Below are 16,928 nucleotides of genomic sequence, written 5' to 3'. Positions count from 1 at the left end.
CACACAGATCATGTCGTCTCTACGCCTGATTTACGCAACAACGCCCATCGCAGCAATAGACGCCATGGGCCCACGCCAGCAACTCCGCCAGCAATTGATTTCGATCAAATGGCAAAAGTATCGCGTTGCCATCATCGATCTAAATGTCGCTTTTTTAAATCTTTTATCCGCAACGCTATTTTGTTTAGCAATCCAATTAAATATTGGAAATATCGATGTTAGATAACAAATCCTTTGGAAAAACCAGGTGAGCCAGAAAGTCCCTGTTATCTGATTGAAGGAGGCATTTCATGTCTGATTCCGCGTCTGCAACCGGCTCCGGCCCGGCGGCCAAGCCAGCCGTCACTGCCGCGCCCGCCCCGAAACTGCGCCTGGGTGCGCTAACCGCGCTGGTCGTGGGTTCGATGATCGGCGGCGGCATCTTCTCTTTGCCTCAAAACATGGCGGTCAGCGCAGACGCCGGCGCCGTGCTGATCGGCTGGGCCATTACGGCGGTCGGCATGCTGACCCTTGCGTTCGTCTTCCAGACGCTCGCCAACCGCAAGCCCGAGCTCGACGGCGGCGTCTACATCTACGCGAAGGAAGGCTTCGGCGACTACATGGGCTTTTCCTCCGCGTGGGGATACTGGATCAGCGCGTGGCTCGGCAACGTCGGCTACTTTGTTCTCCTCTTCAGCACCTTCGGATATTTTTTCCCGGTCTTCGGCGAAGGCAACACGCCAATCGCCATCGTGTGCGCGTCCGTGCTGCTGTGGGGCGTGCATTTCCTCGTGCTGCGAGGCATCAAGGAAGCAGCCTTCGTCAATCTGATCACCACGATTGCAAAGATCGTCCCAATCGTCCTGTTCATTCTGATCTGCGCCTTCGCTTTCAAGTCGCGCATCTTCGCGAGCGACTTCTTCGGATTGGGCAATCCGAAGCTCGGCAGCATAACGAATCAGGTCCGCAACATGATGCTGGTGACCGTCTGGGTGTTCATCGGGATCGAAGGCGCAAGTATCTTCTCCGCGCGCGCGGAAAGGCGCACCGATGTCGGCAAGGCAACCGTCGTCGGTTTCGTGGGCGTGCTGCTCGTGCTCGTGCTGGTGAACATCCTGTCGCTCGGCATCATGACCCAGCCGCAGCTCGCCGCCTTGCAAAACCCGTCGATGGCCGGCGTGCTCGAGCATGTCGTTGGCCACTGGGGCGCCATCCTGATCAGCGTGGGGCTCGTAATCTCGCTGGCCGGCGCGCTGCTGTCGTGGGTGCTGCTGTGCGCCGAAATCATCTTCTCCGCGGCGCGCGACAGCACGATGCCCAGGTTCGTGCGCAAGGAGAACGCGAAGCATGTGCCGACGAACGCGCTCTGGCTGACCAATGGCCTGACCCAGCTGTTTCTGCTGATCACGCTGTTCTCGAAGGGAACTTACCTGTCCCTGATCTACCTGGCAACGTCCATGATCCTGCTGCCGTACTTTTGGTCGGCGGCCTATGCACTGCTCCTCGCGTGGCGCGGTGAGTCTTATGAGCGCGAACCGAAGGAGCGCACGAAGGACCTCGTGATCTCGGCGATCTCGGTGCTCTACGCGCTCTGGCTGCTCTACGCGGGCGGGCTCAAGTACGTCCTGCTATCGGCGCTGCTTTATGCGCCGGGCGTCCTGCTGTTCGCCAAGGCGAAGCGCGAAGCCGGGCAACCGGTCTTCACACAGCTCGAGAAACTCATTTTCGCGGTGGTCGTGGTCGGCGCAGTCGCCGCCGCATTCGGCCTGTACCGGGGATACCTCACGCTTTAAATTCAGGAGAGACATGATGGGCACGGAAACACCCCGATATGGCGTTCATTCCGAAGCAGGCAAGCTGCGCAAGGTGATGGTGTGCTCGCCCGGCCTTGCGCACCAGCGCCTGACGCCGAGCAATTGCGACGAGTTGCTCTTCGATGACGTCATCTGGCTCAACCAGGCCAAGCGCGATCATTTCGACTTCGTCACCAAGATGCGCGAGCGCGATGTCGAAGTGCTGGAGATGCACAACCTTCTCACAGAGACGGTGCAGAACCCGGAAGCGCTGAAGTGGATCCTCGACCGGAAGGTGCGCCCGAACACGGTCGGCGTCGGCCTCGCCAGCGAGGTTCGGTCGTGGATGGAAAGCCTCGAGCCGCGCAAGCAGGCCGAGTTTCTGATAGGCGGCGTCGTCGCGGAGGACATTCCCGACACTGCCCATAGCAACGCCCTCAAGTTGTTTCGCCAGTATCTGGGTTACTCGAGCTTCGTGCTGCCGCCGCTGCCGAACACGCTCTTCACGCGCGATACGACCTGCTGGATCTATGGAGGCGTGAGCCTCAACCCGATGTACTGGCCAGCCCGCAGGCAGGAAACGCTGCTGACGACGGCGATCTACAAGTTCCATCCCGACTTCGCCGATCAACCGTTCGAGTTCTGGTACGGCGACCCGGACGAGGATCACGGCGCGGCGACGCTCGAAGGCGGCGACGTGATGCCGATCGGCCGCGGCATCGTCCTGATCGGCATGGGCGAGCGCACGTCGCGGCAGGCCATCGGCGCGCTTGCGCAGAGCCTGTTCGCGAAGGGCGCGGCGCAGCGCATCATCGTCGCCGGATTGCCGAAATCCCGCGCGGCCATGCATCTGGACACGGTATTCACGTTCTGCGATCGCGATCTCGTCACGGTGTTCCCAGAAGTCGTGAACGAAATCGTCGCGTTCTCGGTGCGGCCCGACGAATCGCAGCCTTCGAATCTGAGCATCCGCCACGAGGGAAAGCCGTTCATCGACGTCGTGGGGGAAGCGCTCGGTCTTCCGAAACTGCGCGTCGTGGAGACGGGCGGCAATAGCTTCGCTGCCGAGCGCGAGCAATGGGACGACGGCAATAACGTCGTCTGCCTCGAGCCCGGCGTGGTCGTCGGCTACGACCGCAACACCTACACGAACACGCTGTTGCGCAAGGCTGGCGTCGAGGTCATCACGATCAGCGCGAGCGAGCTGGGCCGCGGCCGGGGCGGCGGCCACTGCATGACATGCCCGATCGCGCGCGACCCGATCGATTACTGAATCACCCACGCACCTGCCCGCGCAGCTGGGCCCGCCCCCGCCGACAACGGGCCCGGCACTCGACAACTTGCTTCCCGCCGGCCCTATTACGTTGGAGAACCGCTATGAGTTTCAATTTGCGCAATCGAAGTCTCCTCAGCCTGATGCATCACACGCCCCGCGAGCTGCGGTATCTCCTCGACCTCTCGCGCGACCTGAAGCGCGCCAAGTACACGGGCACCGAGCAGCAGCATCTGAAGGGCGTGAACATCGCGCTGATCTTCGAGAAAACGTCCACGCGCACGCGCTGTGCATTCGAGGTGGCCGCCTACGACCAGGGCGCGAACGTCACCTACATCGATCCGCATTCCTCGCAGATCGGCCACAAAGAGAGCATGAAGGACACGGCTCGCGTGCTCGGCCGCATGTACGACGCCATCGAGTACCGGGGCTTCAGGCAGGACATCGTCGAAGAGCTGGCGAAGTACGCGGGTGTGCCGGTGTTCAACGGTCTCACAGACGAATATCACCCGACCCAGATGCTCGCCGACGTACTGACGATGCGCGAACACAGCGACAAGCCGCTGCCCCAGATCAGCTATGCGTACCTCGGCGACGCGCGCAACAACATGGGCAACTCGCTGCTCCTGATCGGTGCGAAGCTCGGCATGGACGTGCGTATCGGCGCACCAAAGGCGCTTTGGCCGAACGCGGAGCACATCGAGGCTTGCCAGCACTTTGCCGCCGAAAGCGGCGCCCGTCTGACGCTGACCGAGGATGCGCAGGCCGCCGTCAATGGCGTGGACTTCGTGCATACGGACGTCTGGGTTTCGATGGGTGAACCGGTCGAGGCGTGGGGCGAGCGCATCGGCGAGCTGCTGCCTTACCAGGTCAACATGGCGTTGATGAAAGCCGCGCAAAACGCGCAGGTGAAGTTCATGCACTGCCTGCCCGCGTTCCATAACAGCGAGACTGAGGTCGGCAAGAAGATCGCCCAGCAGTACCCGGCGCTCGCTAACGGGATCGAAGTGACCGAGGATGTCTTCGAGTCGCCGCTCAATATCGCCTTCGAGCAAGCCGAGAACCGTATGCACACGATCAAGGCGATCCTCGTCTCCACGCTTGCCGACCTCTGAGCCGCGTGGCCCCGGCTGACGCTGCGCGCCCGATGAAAGGGCGCGCAGCGCGCCATCGAAACGAATTTTGAAAGGGGCAGCATGATGCGTATCGTCATAGCCTTGGGCGGGAACGCCCTCTTGCGGCGCGGCGAGCCGATGACCGCCGAAAAGCAGCGCGAAAACGTGCGAATCGCAGCGCAGCAGATCGCGCAGATCGCGCCAGACAACGAGCTGGTGATCGCGCACGGCAACGGCCCGCAAGTCGGCCTGCTCGCGCTGCAGGGCGCGGCCTACAAGGAAGTCGAAACCTATCCGCTCGACGTGCTCGGCGCGCAGACCGAAGGCATGATCGGCTATCTGATCGAACAGGAGCTCGGCAACCTGCTGCCCTATGAAGTCCCGTTCGCGACGATCCTGACCCAGGTCGAAGTCGACGCGCACGATCCCGCGTTCCGCAACCCGACCAAGCCGATCGGCCCGGTCTATGACAAAGCGGAGGCCGAGCGTCTTGCCAAGGAACGCGGCTGGAGCATCGCGCCGGACGGCGACAAGTTTCGGCGCGTCGTTGCGAGCCCCCGGCCGAAGCACATCTTCGAAATCCGGCCGGTCAAGTGGCTGCTCGACCACGGCACGATCGTCATCTGCGCGGGCGGCGGCGGCATACCGACCTGCTACGACGAGGCGCGCGAGCATTTGACCGGAGTCGAAGCCGTGATCGACAAGGACCTGTGTTCCGCGCTGCTTGCCGAAGAGCTGGACGCCGACCTGCTGATCATCGCCACCGATGTCGATGCGGCCTATGTCGACTGGGGCCAGCCGGGCCAGAAGGCCATCGCGCAGGCCCACCCCGACGCGCTCGAGAAGCTGGGCTTCGCTGCGGGATCGATGGGGCCGAAGATCCAGGCGGCGATCGAGTTCGCGCGCAATACCGGCAAGGACGCGGTGATCGGTTCGTTATCGGACATCGTTGCGATTACGACGCGCCAGGCCGGCACCCGCATCAGCATCACCGAACCCGGCATCCAGTATCGCGCGGCAGCGGCCGGCTAACGCCGTAGCGCATCATGCCTCCAGTGAAAGCCGCGATGGCGGTAAGGGGCGCGGACGCCGAACCGGCGCCCGCCGCTGCGCGCTAAGCGCCGAACGTCACTAGCAGGGATCCGACCAAAGTCTTATTCATCGTGTCGAATGGCACTGCTATGCTGGACCTCGCCGTGCAGCGCCGCACGGCACCATTCCCGATACTCCAATCTGAACTGCGATGAGCAGGCGAGCCGCTCACTGGAGGCATGCGTGCTTCGGCACCGCCGTGCTGCTCTGGCAGGCGGGTGCGCCGCACGCCCAGGAACTGGAGCCGCGAGCCTATTCCGCCTCCCCGGTCGGCACGAATTTCATTGTCGCCGGCTACTCGCACGTGAGCGGAGACGTTCTCACCGACCCTTCGCTCCCGGTGAGCGGCGTACGCGCGCAAGTCGACAATTTTGTGCTCGGCTACGTGCGCACATTCGCGCTCGCCGGTCACACGGCGTCGTTTGGCCTGGTCGTTCCGTTCCAGCGCGGGGACCTGAGCGGGCTCGTCATCGACGCGCCGACCCAGATCCACCGCGGCGGCATGGGCGACATGCAGATGCGATTCGCCTTCAACCTGTTCGGCAATCCCCCGCTTTCGCCCGAGGAATTCGCGCAAGCGCCGCCTCGCACTTCGCTGGGCATCAGCCTGACGGTCCAGGCGCCCACTGGCCAGTACGCTCCCTGGCGTCTCGTCAACCTGGGAAACAATCGCTGGGCGTTCAGACCTGAAATCGGCGTATCGCAGCCGTGGGGAAACTGGTTCTTCGAGGCTTCGGCGGGCGTTTTCTTCTTCACCGCCAACACGAACTTCGTCAACGGACATGAGCGCAGCCAGGCGCCGCTCGCGTTCACGCAGTTCCATGGCGGCTACACCTTCCGCCCCGGCTTATGGCTTGCCGTCGATCTCGGTTATGCCTTGGGCGGCGGCGCGAGTGTGGATGGTGCGTCGAGCGGCGGTTCCCAGGCGAACCTGCGCGGCGGCGTCACGCTCGCGGTGCCGATCGCGCGCGGCTGGTCGGCCAAGCTCGCCTGGTCGCGCGGCTTCGTCACGCGGGCGGCGGGCAATTACCAGATCGTGACGGTGGCGCTTCAATATCGCTGGTTCGACCGGTGACCACGCATCGCCGCCCGATAATCGCGACGTTTGCGGCGAAGGCGCGCGATTGACGGAGATCAACGAGCCGGAGGGACGAAATACTAGAGTGAAGGCGAACGGTTTCCCGGTTTCCGATGCGCGGTTCTTCATTGCGCCAGGCGGGTCCGTGGGATAGCCGACGTTGCAGGCGGTCCTGGTTGCACGACACCCTTGAAAGGTAGCGATATGGGTTTGCTAGCTCGCTTTATGAGTCCCTCACGAGCCCCGGGCGCGCGTGATGAGGGCGCCCGCGTGGACGAAATGATCGAACGTGTCGTCGCCATGGAGCCCCGTCTGCGGTTGGCGCAGCATTACCGCAAACGCCTTGGCGAATCGATCCGCCTCTCGCTTCGCTACATCGACGATCTGACCGGTTCGTTGCCCGCGCCTCACGAGGCCAACATGGCAGCGTGGTCGACCGATCCGTTGATTCGCGCATTCTTTGCGACGTCCGACGACCTGCCAAAAGCATTCAGCCGCTCGGAGACGTTACGCGAATACTTCGATCAGAATCCTGATATGACGCACGCCTACGTCACGCTCGGGATGGCGATGATGGAGCGGCACGTGCTGGGTGTCGCCCTGGAAGGCGATTCAGTACGTCATGAAGTGCCGCAGACCAAGCTGTGTTTCCTGGACCATCGCGTCAGCATCTGCGCGCGCTCGGCCCCGGATCTGCGGGAGGAAATCGTGCGCCGTCTGATCGATCAACTGGCGCTGGAAGGACTGGCCAAACTCGCCGCCGACCGGCGCGAGCTGGTCGAAAAAGGACGCGAACTGCTCGAGGCGCGCGTGAAGTTGCTGGAGCAGCAGGGTACGGGTATTCGCTCTCTGGTAGGCGACGCACCAGACACCGCAGCGGACGAACTGAAAAGACTGCAGGCCCAAATCGAAGAAAACGCGCGCGAACTGGCGGCGCTTCGCGTGCCGACCGAGGCGATCGAGCTCGAACTGGAGCGGGTCTGCGAGGTGTTTTCCACGCCTGCGGAGCACATCTACGTCGAGCAGCGCAATGTCCGTCTGGACCTGATGAACGTGGTGAGGAACGACGAAACACAGGCCAGCCGCATCATGGAGTTTCGCCTCGCACGCATTCCCGGTGATCCGCCTCGCATGCGCGCGTTCGCACTCGTGCGATTTCCACGTGCCGAACTCCTGCCAGCCGGACTGCATATCGACGCCGCAACACGCGCGTCGTGGCACTGAAGCAGGCCTGTGCGGTCCCAAGGTGAACTCGAATTCGAGAGCAAGGGTGCCCAGCGATGAATCACTTATTTCATTCAGGATCACGAAGAATAGACCGTGCGGCGCCAACCGCCGCAGATATTCTGAACGATACGCAAAATTTTTCGCTGGTGCTGGGCGGTCCCCTTTTCCAGCTTCTGCGCCGCACGCGCATGGCCGACGATGCGCTGGAACTGGTGCGCCAGCGGGTTCTCGTCATCGCGCTCGCGGCGTGGCTACCGCTCCTGGCGCTAGCCGCGCTGGACGGGCATTTGCTCGACAAGCGCGTGGCCGTGCCATTCCTGCTGGATCTGGAAGTTCACATCCGCTTCCTGGTGGCCGTGCCGCTTTTGATCATCGCGGAGCTGGTGGTGCATCGGCGCATGCGTCCCATCGCGCGGGCATTCCTCGACCGCAAGATCATTCCGGAAGCGTCGGCGGCGCGGTTCGACGAGGCAATCAGGTCGGTATTCCGTCTGCGCAACTCCGTGGCTGCCGAGCTGCTGATGATCGCGCTGGTATACGGTGTTGGCATCCTTGTCGTGTGGCGCCAATACACCGCAATGCAAGCGACTTCGACATGGTACGCAACACCCACGCCAGAAGGCTTGAAACTTTCGCTCGCCGGATATTGGTATGCCTACGTGAGCGTTCCGCTATTCCAGTTCCTGTTGATCCGCTGGTACTTCCGGCTGTTCGTCTGGATGCGGTTTCTCTGGCGAGTGTCGCGCATCGATCTCAGCCTCGTTCCGACTCATCCCGATCGCGTCGGCGGTCTGGGATTCCTTGCCAATACCGTCTATGCCTTCACGCCCCTGCTTGCCGCGCACGGCGCAATGCTCGCTGCCCAGTTCGCCAACCGCATTTTCTACGCCGGGGTCGCACTCACCGAATTCAAGGTAGAGACCGCAACGATGGTGCTCTTCCTGCTGTGCCTGGTCTTTGGTCCGTTACTGGTTTTCGCGCCGCAACTGGCCCAGGCGAAGCGGACTGGCCTGAGTGAATACGGCACCCTGGCGCAACGGTACGTGCGCGAATTCGACGCCAAGTGGCTGCGAGGCGGCTCGCCCGATGACGAGGCGCTGGTGGGCAGCGGCGATATTCAGTCGCTCGCGGATCTCGCCAACAGTTTCGACGTTGTCCGAACCATGCGTATCGCGCCCATTACCAAAGATGCCATTATTCGCCTCGCAGCCGCGGTACTTGTGCCCATCGTGCCGCTGGCGCTCACGATGATGTCGCTGGAGGACCTGCTGAAAAGACTGTTCGGATTGATACTCTGAAAGCATCGATCGATGATCGATTCACACGTTCACGCGTCCGCGGTAATCGTTTTATAGATCGATCGCTTTGGCGCCTTCATCACCCGACGCACAATCGGCTCGAATACGTCGATCGGCCAGGTCTCCGCAGAGGGGTCGAACGCAGGGTCGTCGTAGAGATCGACGAACTCGAGCGTATGTTGATAATGGCGATGCGCCCTGAGCTGCTCACGCATATTGCGGTCCATGCCAATATGGTGAAAGAAGTTGTGCCCCTGTACGATGCCGTGGTGCTCGATCATCCAGAGGTTCGCTTCGGAAACAAACGGTTTGAGTATGGCGGCCGCGATCTCTGGGTGATTGTACGAGCCGAGCGTATCGCCGATATCGTGAAGCAGTGCGCAAACCACGTACTCGTCGTCACGGCCATCCTTCAGCGCCATCGTGGCGGTCTGCAGGCAGTGGTGGTAGCGATCTATCGGAAATCCGCTGTATTCCCCTTCCAGCAGCTTCAGGTGCGCAAGTACACGCTCGGGAAGTTTGAAAAAGTACTCCGCAGCCTGGGGCTTGATGATCTCCCAGTCCTCCCGGGTGCTGTCCTGCATGCGTTTGAACGTGGCCAGTTTCATGGTGTGGCATCGTGGGATCGGGTGAGTGAACCGATCAAGCGGATGAGCGCGCGCCGCCCTGCCCTCGCGCGATTCCGCCGATCGGTGATCGGGGTGTTCGCCATGCATGCGCCGCTCAGATCACGGCGCCTCCGTTGGGGCTGATGACCTGCCCGACAAAGTAGTGATCGCCTGCGAGGAACGTTGCCACCGAGGCATATTCGTCCATCGTGCCAAACCGCCCGGCCGGTATGACCTGCCAGAACCGGTTGCGCGCCTCTTCGCCTATGGAGCCCAGATAGTGTTCGAAGAACGGCGTCTGCACCCCGCCTGGCGCGAGCGCGTTGACAAGAATGTTGCCCCCGGCGACCTCGGCCGCGACGGACTTCGTGAACGCGATCACCGCCCCCTTCGACGCGCTGTAGTGCGGACTGTGCGCGCTGATGGGCGAAATTCCCGCGATGGACGCGAGATTCACGATGCGGCCATAGCTTTGCGGCTGCATCAACCTGAGGGCTTCGCGCGTGCAGTAGAACATGCCGTGCACATTGACATCCCAGTAGCGATGCCAGTCCTCGTCCGTGATCTCGCTCGTGAAACCAAGGGCCTGCCGGGGTTGCGGCGTCGTGATGTACGCGTAGTGCTTGTTGCGCCGCGCCTCGTCGTCGGCCGCCGTCGGTCCCAGCGCCGCGTTATTCACCAGAATGTGCAGCGTGCCAAAGCGCTCGACGATCGCGGCGAACATGTCTTTCACATTGCTGCTCGACGTGATGTCACATCCGAGCGCCATACAGCGGGCTCCAATGGCTTCGACGGCTGCCCGCGTCTCCTCGAGGGCGGGCAGATTGACATCGCAGATGACGATGTCCGCGCCCGCTCTCGCGAAATGCCGGGCGATGATGCCACCGAGGCCACGGCCTGCTCCGGTGATGAGGGCGACGCGGCCCGCGAGGGTCCGCACGTTCGCAGTCGCTTCGCTGGACTGGCCAACCTGCTCTTTCATAAGCATGAATCTCTCCGCTATTCGTGTAATGGGTTGCCTGCGCGGCTCACGCGCGGCGCATCAGGCTGTAGCTTTGTGCCGTCGGACCACCATCGGGCATGCTGGCCATGAACAGGGCCAACGGCACCACGTCTTCGGGTTGCTTGGCCCATTCGCCAGCGGGCATGGGCACATCGCGGGTCATGTCGGTCCTGACGGGGCCCGGAATGAGTTCGTTGACGCTGATGTTGTAGTCGAGCAGTTCCACGGCCAGCGACTGGGTCAGCATCCACAGACCGCTCTTGGAGCAGGAATAGGCGGAGAACCCCGGCACCGGGCGGTTGCGCTGGCCTGAGCCCACCATGATGATCTTGCCCGCCCCGCGCCGCCGCAGATGCGGGATGGCCGCGTGCGCGGTGTGGTAGGCCCCGTTCAGATTGATGTCGATCGTCTTGCGCCACGCTGCGGGATCGCTGTCTTCGATCCTGCGCAGGTCCGATGCGACACCCGCGTTGACCACCACAATATCGACGCCGCCGAAGACCTCGCTCGCGCGGCGCAACAGTGCAACCGTGTCCTCGTAGTTGCCGACATCCGCCGTCTGGGCGATCGCGGTTCCTCCCGCCTCGCGGATCAGGGCGGCGGTTTCCATGATCTCTTTCTCGCTGCGCGCACTGCACACAACGGAGGCGCCGGCGCGCGCATACGCGAGGGCAATCGCGCGCCCAATTCCGCGGCCGGCGCCGGTAATCACGGCCACCCTGCCGTCGAGGGAGCGCGGTGTACTCGTCTGTGCCATCAATAACTCCTGTATGAATTGAGAGGCGGAGCTACGCGCCGCTACTCTCAGGTTGCCTGGAATCGGTTCAGGTCGCGTTCGTAAGTCACCCTGGCGCAGGCGAAAGCGAGCGCCGCGCCGACGGAGACGAGCGGGATCCACTGCAGGGCGCCAAGCAAACCGATCCGGTCTGCCAGTACCCCGGTAACGTAAGGTCCCGGCGCGCCGCCGAGCAGGTTGTTGGCGAGCGTCAATGTGGCTAGCGCCGTTGAATGCATCGAGGCATGCACGAGGTTCGTTGCCATCGCACCGGCGGCCCCCCAGGTCCCGGCGGCAAGAAACACACCCGCGGCGAGGACCGCGAACTGGGCGCCGCCGTCTTCCATCCGCATGGCTATCATCAGCAGTACGCATGAACCGAGGCAGTAACCGATAGCCAGCGTGACCTTGCTGCGAGCCGATTTTCGCGCGGCCCAGTCCGTGACCATCCCGCAGAGCGCCATGCCCACGCCGCTCACGATCAGCATGACCGCGGCGGAGAGGGCGGCTTTCGCCGGAGCCATGTGATGGTAGCGATTGAGATAGCTGGGCAGCCAGGCGATGATGGCGTAGGCAGTAAAGAGCTGCAAACCACTGCCCACATAGGTGAAAACCAGCGTTGGCGTGCAAAAGAGCGATCGAACGAGCTTCGGCAACGACTTTGAAACGCCTTGCGGCCCGCCCTCCTGGCAACGCGCATGACGCTTCACGCGGGCTTCGGTGACCGTCGCGGCGCACGCCAGGACAAGCAGGAGGCCGAACAGCGCCATCCCGACGAAAGCGGCGCGCCAGCCAAAGCGGGCCGCGACCACGCCGCCCGCTGCCATGCCAAGCACCGAGCCGAGCATCCCGGCCGATGTGAAGGCGCCCGTGAGCGTGGCGCGCATCGAGGCAGGAAACACACTCAGGATGATGGCGAGACCGACGCTACCGTAACCGGCCTCGCCGATCCCGACGAGCAGACGCGCAGTCAGCATATGACCGTAGTTTTCCGCGACCCCGCATCCAAGCGTGGCGAGACTCCAGAAGAGCGCCATCAGCACGACGCTTCGCGTGCGGTTCCAGCGATCGGCGAGCAGTGCGGCCGGAAAGGCCAGCATGCCAACCATCAGGCCGACCACGCCGCTAAGCAGGCCCAGTTGCGCGTCGGTGAGGTACCACTGGGACTTCAGTTGCGGGAACACCGCGTTCAGCACCTGTCTCGACATGTAGTCGGAGAGCATGAGGCCGAAGATCAAGCCGAACACCACCCAGGGATACACGCGCGAGCGGGTTGCCCGCACCGGGACGGCGCGCCCGGCAAACGAACCGATATTCTCTTCCAGCATGGCTTCCCCTTGTTCCTTGCCACGTGCGAGGCGTAAGGACGTTGACTCAGTGAAAACGCGGCAGACCGCGAAAGTCCTGGCAGACCGGCAGGCAATGCGCCCATGAGCGGCACCGCCATGCCGGACGCACGACCTTTCGTTCAGGCAGCGCGCAGCTGGCGATCCGTCAATCCCGCTTTGCGGTTCGGCGTCATGCCGTTGGCGGCCAGCGTCTCGTCGATCGTTTCGTACTGCACACCGATGCGGTAGATCTCGCGTGCTTCCTTGCCCGTGGCGATTTCACGGCCCAGTTCGCGCGCCACGCGCACACACTGCTCGATCTGCTGCATCGATGTGAAGCGCTTGCCGTGCTGGTCGATGATCGTGTCTTCGATGCCGCAGCGCGGATGCAGACCCATGGACATCGCCATCATGTTGAACGGCAGAACGTTCTTCATCAGCGACTCGGCGGTGAGCGTGCAGCCGTCGGGTGCGCGATGGACGAAGTTGAAGAAGTTGAAGGGGTTCGGCCCGTCGAAGCCGCCGCCGATGCCAATCCACGTGAGATTCAGCGGGCCCTTGTACACGCCCTTGCGCACGAGGCGCTCGAGCGTTTCGAGCGCGTGGATGCCGGTGAGCTGGAAGTGCGGCTGGATACCCGAGGCCTGCAGGCGGCGCAGATGCTCGTCGACCCATGCCGGCCCAGCCGGCACCGTCATTTCGCTATAGGCGGCCATGAACGCGGGATTGGACAGCGAAGTGCCTTGCAGATGCTCCGGATAGAGCAGCTCCATGATGTTCATCTGCGTGGTGTTGATCGCCACCGTCACCTGATCGGGCTTCGGGTCGAGTTCGGCCAGCATGTGGCGGGTGTCGTCCGAGAGCCACTTCGCGGCCTGGCCTGCGTCTTCCGGCGCGAACGAAATCGAGCCGCCGACCTGGATGATCATGTCCGGTACGGCCGCGCGCACACCGGCGATCAGCTCGTTGAACTTCGAGAGGCGCTTCGAGCCCTTGCCATCCAGTTCGCGCACGTGCAGGTGCAGCACCGTTGCGCCCGCGTTGTAGCAATCCACGGCCTTCTGGATCTGCTCTTCCATGGTGACGGGAATGTCCTCGGGAAAGTCCTCGGGCATCCATTCCGGGCCGTACGGTGCGACAGTGATGACGACCTTGTCCTGATTTTCGGGGTGCAGCGAATCATCCAGAAATTGCATGGCTTGTGTCTCCTGGCAGGGTGATCGGGTCGCGAATGCGACCAGGGGCTGGCGCCGCGCCGAATCAGAACGGCGTGTCGCCGATGATCGTGGCGCGGTCCATCTTGCGATGGCACGGGGGGTAATCCATCACGGCGTAGTGCTGGGTGCTGCGGTTGTCCCAGATCGCGACGCTGTGCTTCGTCCAGCGCCAGCGCACCTGGTGCTCCGGGACATATGCCTGACTCAGGAGGTAACCCAGCAACTGGGCGGCGCCCGGGTTGGCGTCCTGGCCGAAACGCACGCGCTGCGGCGTGTGGTAGTTGGTGAAGTGCGTCGTGAATGCATTGACGAACAACACCTTTTCACCGGTCACGGGATGTATGCGTACTACCGGGTGCTCGGCGTCCGGATACTGCGCCTTCAGGGCAAGACGCTTTTCGATCGGCATTGCCGCACCGAAACTCGCCTCGATGCTGTGGCGAGCCCGCAAGTCCGCGATTTGTTGCTTGACAGGGCCGGGCAAGTTTTCATAGGCCAGCGCCATGTTGGCCCACATGGTGTCGCCGCCTACCGGCGGGCACTCGCGACAGCGCAGCACGCAACCCAGCGGGGGCGCCTCACGCCAGGTGGCGTCGGTGTGCCATACGTTCTCGTAGCGTGGCGTCGGCTGGCCCGGATCCTTGTAGATGCGGACCAGTCCCGGATGCTCCGGGTCGCTGCCGGCGACCGGGTGGTCTTCGAGTTGACCGAAGCGGCGTGCAAAAGCAACGAGCTCGGCGCTCGTGATGTCCTGGTCGCGCAGAAACAGCACGCGATACGTGAGCAGGGCCGCATGGATGCTGGCAAACAGGCCGTCATCGTGAATGGCGTGAGCCAGGTTCACGCCAAACAGCTCAGCACCGATCGAACAGGTAAGCGGCTCGATTCTCATGGAAGTCCCATCAGACGGTGAAGCCCGGACTGATCGCTTCAGGCGCGCCGACCTCGACGGGCTCCCACCGCATGACTGCCGGACCGGCAGTCTCGTACCTCGCATAACCCATGATGTGTTCCTCTCCGTCCTTGTTGATCGAACCGCATTCCCGTGCATTGGCGTGAGCACAGTGTCAACGAATGGCGATGGAGGAGTTTGACAATCGGTGGCACGGGCTTTACATTTTGTGGCACTGGTGGAGACCCCTATGCCGTCGTTGCTGAGAAGCGCGAGCCTGACCAATTTTGTGACTGTCGCCCGCGAAGTGGGGCTGAGTCCCGATATGCAACTTCGCCGCGCCGGCATCAGTGCGGCTGCCCTGCTCGATCCGGACATCCGGCTTCCCGCGCAGCCGGCCATGCGCATGCTCGAAGAATCCGCCGAGATAAGCCGCGCGCAGGATTTCGGGCTTCGCATGGGCGAGACGCGCCAGTTCGCCAATCTTGGTCCGTTGACCATTGCCTTGCAGGAGGCCCCCACCCTGCGACGGGCGCTCGAATCGTTTTCTCGTTACGTGCGTCTGCAGAATGAGGCGATGGCGACCCGCTTGCTGGAAGAGGGCGATGTCGCGCTGCTCATCGTAGAGGTCCTCGGTTTGGGGCCTGGAACGTTTCGACAATCGGTCGAGTTGGTCGTCTGCGTCCTGCATCGCACGCTCACAACACTTCTGGGCAGCGACTGGAAGCCACGCGGCATCTGTTTTTCCCACCGGCCGCCGGCCAGTCTTGCCACCCACCGGCGCATCTTCCGCATGCCCGTCGATTTCAAGCAGGACTTCAATGGGATCGTGCTCTCGAGAGCCGATCTGGATACCCCGATCTCCTCGTACGATCCCCTGCTCGCGTCACATGCACGGGTTTTCCTCGATGCGAAGCTGGCCCAGTCAAACGCCGGCATGGCCGAGAAAGTCACGCAACTCATCTTTGCGCTGCTGCCGGTTGGCGAATGTGACTCGAACCAGGTGGCACAGAAACTTGGCATGCACCGGAAGACGCTCTATCGGCACCTTGCTGCACACGGCCATACCTGGTCATCGCTCGTCGACGAAGTACGGGCCGAACTGGTGACGCGCTATGTCGAGTCCGATGAGCGCCCCTTTACCGACGTGGCGAGGCTGTTGGGCTTCTCGTCGTTGAGCGCGTTTTCGAGGTGGTTCACGGCGCGCTACGGCTGTGCCCCTTCGTCGTGGAGGCGAAGCCGCAAACGCTAGCGATGCTTATCCGCTAGCGCTCGAACTCCGTGCCTCGCACCGCCTCGATCAAATAATCCACAAACGAGGCAATGCGCGCCGAAATCGCGGTATTCCGGTAGTACACCGCATTAATCGGCTGCCGGACCTCCTGAGTCTGACGCGCGAAAAGCGGCACGAGCGCGCCGTCGCGCCGGTCGCGCGCCGTCATGAAATCGGACAGACAGACAATGCCCGCGCCGGCCAGCGCCAGCTGACGCAGCGTCTCGCCGCTCGACGACCAGATGGCCGGCGCGATGCGATACGGCTCATTGTCCGGCCCCAGAATCGGCCAGACGTTGAGGGCCTCGGGCTGATTGAAGCCCAGCAGCACGTGCTTCGCGAGATCTTCCACGCGCTTCGGGTGGCCATGGGCCTCAAGATACGCGGGGCTCGCAAGAATCCGCACGCGGCTGCAGCCCACGAGTTTGCCATGCAGCGTGGAGTCCTTGAGCGCGCCGATGCGGATCGCCACGTCGGTGCGCCGCTCCAGCAAGTCGATGAACCCCTCGTTGCTATTGAGCTCCAGTTCCACCTGCGGGTAGCGCTCGCGGTAGCCCTGCACCAGCGGCACGATCACGTGGAGCATGAATGGCGTGGCCGCATCCACGCGCAGCCGGCCCGACGGGCGCTCGCGGCGGGCGGCCATCTGCTCCTCCGCGCCCTCCACCGAAGCGATGATCGCCCGCGCGTCGTTCAGAAACGCGCGCCCTTCCTCGGTCAATTCCAGACGCCGCGTCGTGCGGCGCAGCAGCGTGGTCTTGAGCTTGTCCTCCAGCCGCCCGAGCGTGCGGCTCGTGGCCGAGATCGTCAGGCCGAGTTGCTGCGCGGCGGCCGTGATCGATCCGCTGTCGACCACGCTGACAAAGGCTTGCAGCTCGTCCAGGGTGATTTTCATTGTTGATTTCAAATCAAAACATATTCCCTTATAAGCCTGTTTTTCGTCAAAAGTAAAGCGTGCACACTACGTCCTCACCATG

Annotated in this window: 16 protein-coding genes; 9 read left to right on the top strand and 7 right to left on the bottom strand. The window is 62.8% G+C overall.

Annotated elements, in window-relative coordinates:
- Positions 1 to 10 precede the first annotated feature (10 nt).
- The 8 genes from P5W98_RS31475 to P5W98_RS31440 all read left to right on the top strand — a co-directional run bounded on the left by P5W98_RS31475 (position 11) and on the right by P5W98_RS31440 (position 8,855).
- Complete coding sequence (locus P5W98_RS31475) at positions 11 to 226, top strand: hypothetical protein (protein WP_434718547.1); 216 nt, start codon at positions 11 to 13, stop codon at positions 224 to 226.
- A gap of 178 nt (positions 227 to 404) precedes the next feature.
- The gene (gene arcD, locus P5W98_RS31470; RefSeq protein ID WP_434715585.1) at positions 405 to 1,772 is read left to right on the top strand and encodes an arginine-ornithine antiporter; all 1,368 of its coding nucleotides are present in this window, start codon (positions 405 to 407) and stop codon (positions 1,770 to 1,772) included.
- A gap of 16 nt (positions 1,773 to 1,788) precedes the next feature.
- Positions 1,789 to 3,045, top strand: coding sequence for an arginine deiminase (gene arcA, locus P5W98_RS31465; RefSeq protein ID WP_421028771.1), 1,257 nt, complete (start codon positions 1,789 to 1,791; stop codon positions 3,043 to 3,045).
- Positions 3,046 to 3,149: 104 nt separating this feature from the next.
- Positions 3,150 to 4,160, top strand: a complete 1,011-nt coding sequence (locus P5W98_RS31460; protein WP_421028340.1) for an ornithine carbamoyltransferase — start codon at positions 3,150 to 3,152, stop codon at positions 4,158 to 4,160.
- An 81-nt stretch (positions 4,161 to 4,241) separates the two neighbouring features.
- Complete coding sequence (gene arcC, locus P5W98_RS31455) at positions 4,242 to 5,192, top strand: carbamate kinase (protein WP_434715576.1); 951 nt, start codon at positions 4,242 to 4,244, stop codon at positions 5,190 to 5,192.
- 211 nt (positions 5,193 to 5,403) lie between these two features.
- Positions 5,404 to 6,327 carry a transporter gene (locus P5W98_RS31450; RefSeq protein ID WP_421028339.1) on the top strand — a complete coding sequence of 308 codons (924 nt, stop codon included), beginning with the start codon at positions 5,404 to 5,406 and terminating at the stop codon, positions 6,325 to 6,327.
- A gap of 282 nt (positions 6,328 to 6,609) precedes the next feature.
- Positions 6,610 to 7,554: a hypothetical protein gene (locus P5W98_RS31445; protein WP_421028769.1), complete on the top strand. Its 945-nt coding sequence runs from the start codon at positions 6,610 to 6,612 to the stop codon at positions 7,552 to 7,554.
- 56 nt (positions 7,555 to 7,610) lie between these two features.
- On the top strand, positions 7,611 to 8,855 hold the full coding sequence (locus P5W98_RS31440; RefSeq protein ID WP_421028338.1) for a hypothetical protein: 1,245 nt from the start codon (positions 7,611 to 7,613) through the stop codon (positions 8,853 to 8,855).
- A gap of 29 nt (positions 8,856 to 8,884) precedes the next feature.
- Here P5W98_RS31440 and P5W98_RS31435 read toward each other — a convergent pair whose 3' ends face one another.
- From P5W98_RS31435 to P5W98_RS31410, 6 genes are all read right to left on the bottom strand, one after another.
- Complete coding sequence (locus P5W98_RS31435) at positions 8,885 to 9,463, bottom strand: HD domain-containing protein (protein WP_421028337.1); 579 nt, start codon at positions 9,461 to 9,463, stop codon at positions 8,885 to 8,887.
- Between the two features lie 115 nt (positions 9,464 to 9,578).
- A complete protein-coding gene (locus P5W98_RS31430; RefSeq protein ID WP_421028336.1) occupies positions 9,579 to 10,451 on the bottom strand; it encodes an SDR family NAD(P)-dependent oxidoreductase in 873 nt (290 codons plus the stop codon).
- Between the two features lie 40 nt (positions 10,452 to 10,491).
- Complete coding sequence (locus P5W98_RS31425; protein WP_421028335.1) at positions 10,492 to 11,223, bottom strand: SDR family NAD(P)-dependent oxidoreductase; 732 nt, start codon at positions 11,221 to 11,223, stop codon at positions 10,492 to 10,494.
- 47 nt (positions 11,224 to 11,270) lie between these two features.
- Positions 11,271 to 12,569 carry an MFS transporter gene (locus P5W98_RS31420; protein WP_421028334.1) on the bottom strand — a complete coding sequence of 433 codons (1,299 nt, stop codon included), beginning with the start codon at positions 12,567 to 12,569 and terminating at the stop codon, positions 11,271 to 11,273.
- Positions 12,570 to 12,709: 140 nt separating this feature from the next.
- Positions 12,710 to 13,765 carry a 3-keto-5-aminohexanoate cleavage protein gene (locus tag P5W98_RS31415; RefSeq protein ID WP_421028333.1) on the bottom strand — a complete coding sequence of 352 codons (1,056 nt, stop codon included), beginning with the start codon at positions 13,763 to 13,765 and terminating at the stop codon, positions 12,710 to 12,712.
- A gap of 64 nt (positions 13,766 to 13,829) precedes the next feature.
- Positions 13,830 to 14,678 (bottom strand): TauD/TfdA dioxygenase family protein, encoded by an 849-nt coding sequence (locus tag P5W98_RS31410; protein ID WP_421028332.1) that lies wholly within the window; start codon positions 14,676 to 14,678, stop codon positions 13,830 to 13,832.
- A gap of 250 nt (positions 14,679 to 14,928) precedes the next feature.
- Here P5W98_RS31410 and P5W98_RS31405 point away from each other — a divergent pair, with 250 nt between their 5' ends.
- Positions 14,929 to 15,930 carry an AraC family transcriptional regulator gene (locus P5W98_RS31405; protein ID WP_421028331.1) on the top strand — a complete coding sequence of 334 codons (1,002 nt, stop codon included), beginning with the start codon at positions 14,929 to 14,931 and terminating at the stop codon, positions 15,928 to 15,930.
- Between the two features lie 13 nt (positions 15,931 to 15,943).
- Here P5W98_RS31405 and P5W98_RS31400 read toward each other — a convergent pair whose 3' ends face one another.
- The gene (locus P5W98_RS31400) at positions 15,944 to 16,846 is read right to left on the bottom strand and encodes a LysR substrate-binding domain-containing protein (protein WP_421028330.1); all 903 of its coding nucleotides are present in this window, start codon (positions 16,844 to 16,846) and stop codon (positions 15,944 to 15,946) included.
- Positions 16,847 to 16,928: the final 82 nt, after the last annotated feature.

The organism is Paraburkholderia sp. A1BS-2L (genome assembly GCF_051125205.1).
Classification (GTDB): Bacteria; Pseudomonadota; Gammaproteobacteria; order Burkholderiales; family Burkholderiaceae; genus Paraburkholderia.
The sequence above is the reverse complement of the archived record's forward strand: the minus strand, read 5'-3'. Positions and strand labels throughout refer to the sequence as shown.

Bases quoted from the DNA above. Each gene is read 5' to 3' on its own strand.
- P5W98_RS31475 (WP_434718547.1), top strand. From the start codon at position 11: ATGTCGTCTCTACGCCTGATTTACGCAACAACGCCCATCGCAGCAATA.
- arcD (WP_434715585.1), top strand. From the start codon at position 405: ATGATCGGCGGCGGCATCTTCTCTTTGCCTCAAAACATGGCGGTCAGC.
- arcA (WP_421028771.1), top strand. From the start codon at position 1,789: ATGGGCACGGAAACACCCCGATATGGCGTTCATTCCGAAGCAGGCAAG.
- P5W98_RS31460 (WP_421028340.1), top strand. From the start codon at position 3,150: ATGAGTTTCAATTTGCGCAATCGAAGTCTCCTCAGCCTGATGCATCAC.
- arcC (WP_434715576.1), top strand. From the start codon at position 4,242: ATGATGCGTATCGTCATAGCCTTGGGCGGGAACGCCCTCTTGCGGCGC.
- P5W98_RS31450 (WP_421028339.1), top strand. From the start codon at position 5,404: ATGAGCAGGCGAGCCGCTCACTGGAGGCATGCGTGCTTCGGCACCGCC.
- P5W98_RS31445 (WP_421028769.1), top strand. From the start codon at position 6,610: ATGATCGAACGTGTCGTCGCCATGGAGCCCCGTCTGCGGTTGGCGCAG.
- P5W98_RS31440 (WP_421028338.1), top strand. From the start codon at position 7,611: ATGAATCACTTATTTCATTCAGGATCACGAAGAATAGACCGTGCGGCG.
- P5W98_RS31435 (WP_421028337.1), bottom strand. From the start codon at position 9,463: ATGAAACTGGCCACGTTCAAACGCATGCAGGACAGCACCCGGGAGGAC.
- P5W98_RS31430 (WP_421028336.1), bottom strand. From the start codon at position 10,451: ATGCTTATGAAAGAGCAGGTTGGCCAGTCCAGCGAAGCGACTGCGAAC.
- P5W98_RS31425 (WP_421028335.1), bottom strand. From the start codon at position 11,223: ATGGCACAGACGAGTACACCGCGCTCCCTCGACGGCAGGGTGGCCGTG.
- P5W98_RS31420 (WP_421028334.1), bottom strand. From the start codon at position 12,569: ATGCTGGAAGAGAATATCGGTTCGTTTGCCGGGCGCGCCGTCCCGGTG.
- P5W98_RS31415 (WP_421028333.1), bottom strand. From the start codon at position 13,765: ATGCAATTTCTGGATGATTCGCTGCACCCCGAAAATCAGGACAAGGTC.
- P5W98_RS31410 (WP_421028332.1), bottom strand. From the start codon at position 14,678: ATGAGAATCGAGCCGCTTACCTGTTCGATCGGTGCTGAGCTGTTTGGC.
- P5W98_RS31405 (WP_421028331.1), top strand. From the start codon at position 14,929: ATGCCGTCGTTGCTGAGAAGCGCGAGCCTGACCAATTTTGTGACTGTC.
- P5W98_RS31400 (WP_421028330.1), bottom strand. From the start codon at position 16,846: ATGAAAATCACCCTGGACGAGCTGCAAGCCTTTGTCAGCGTGGTCGAC.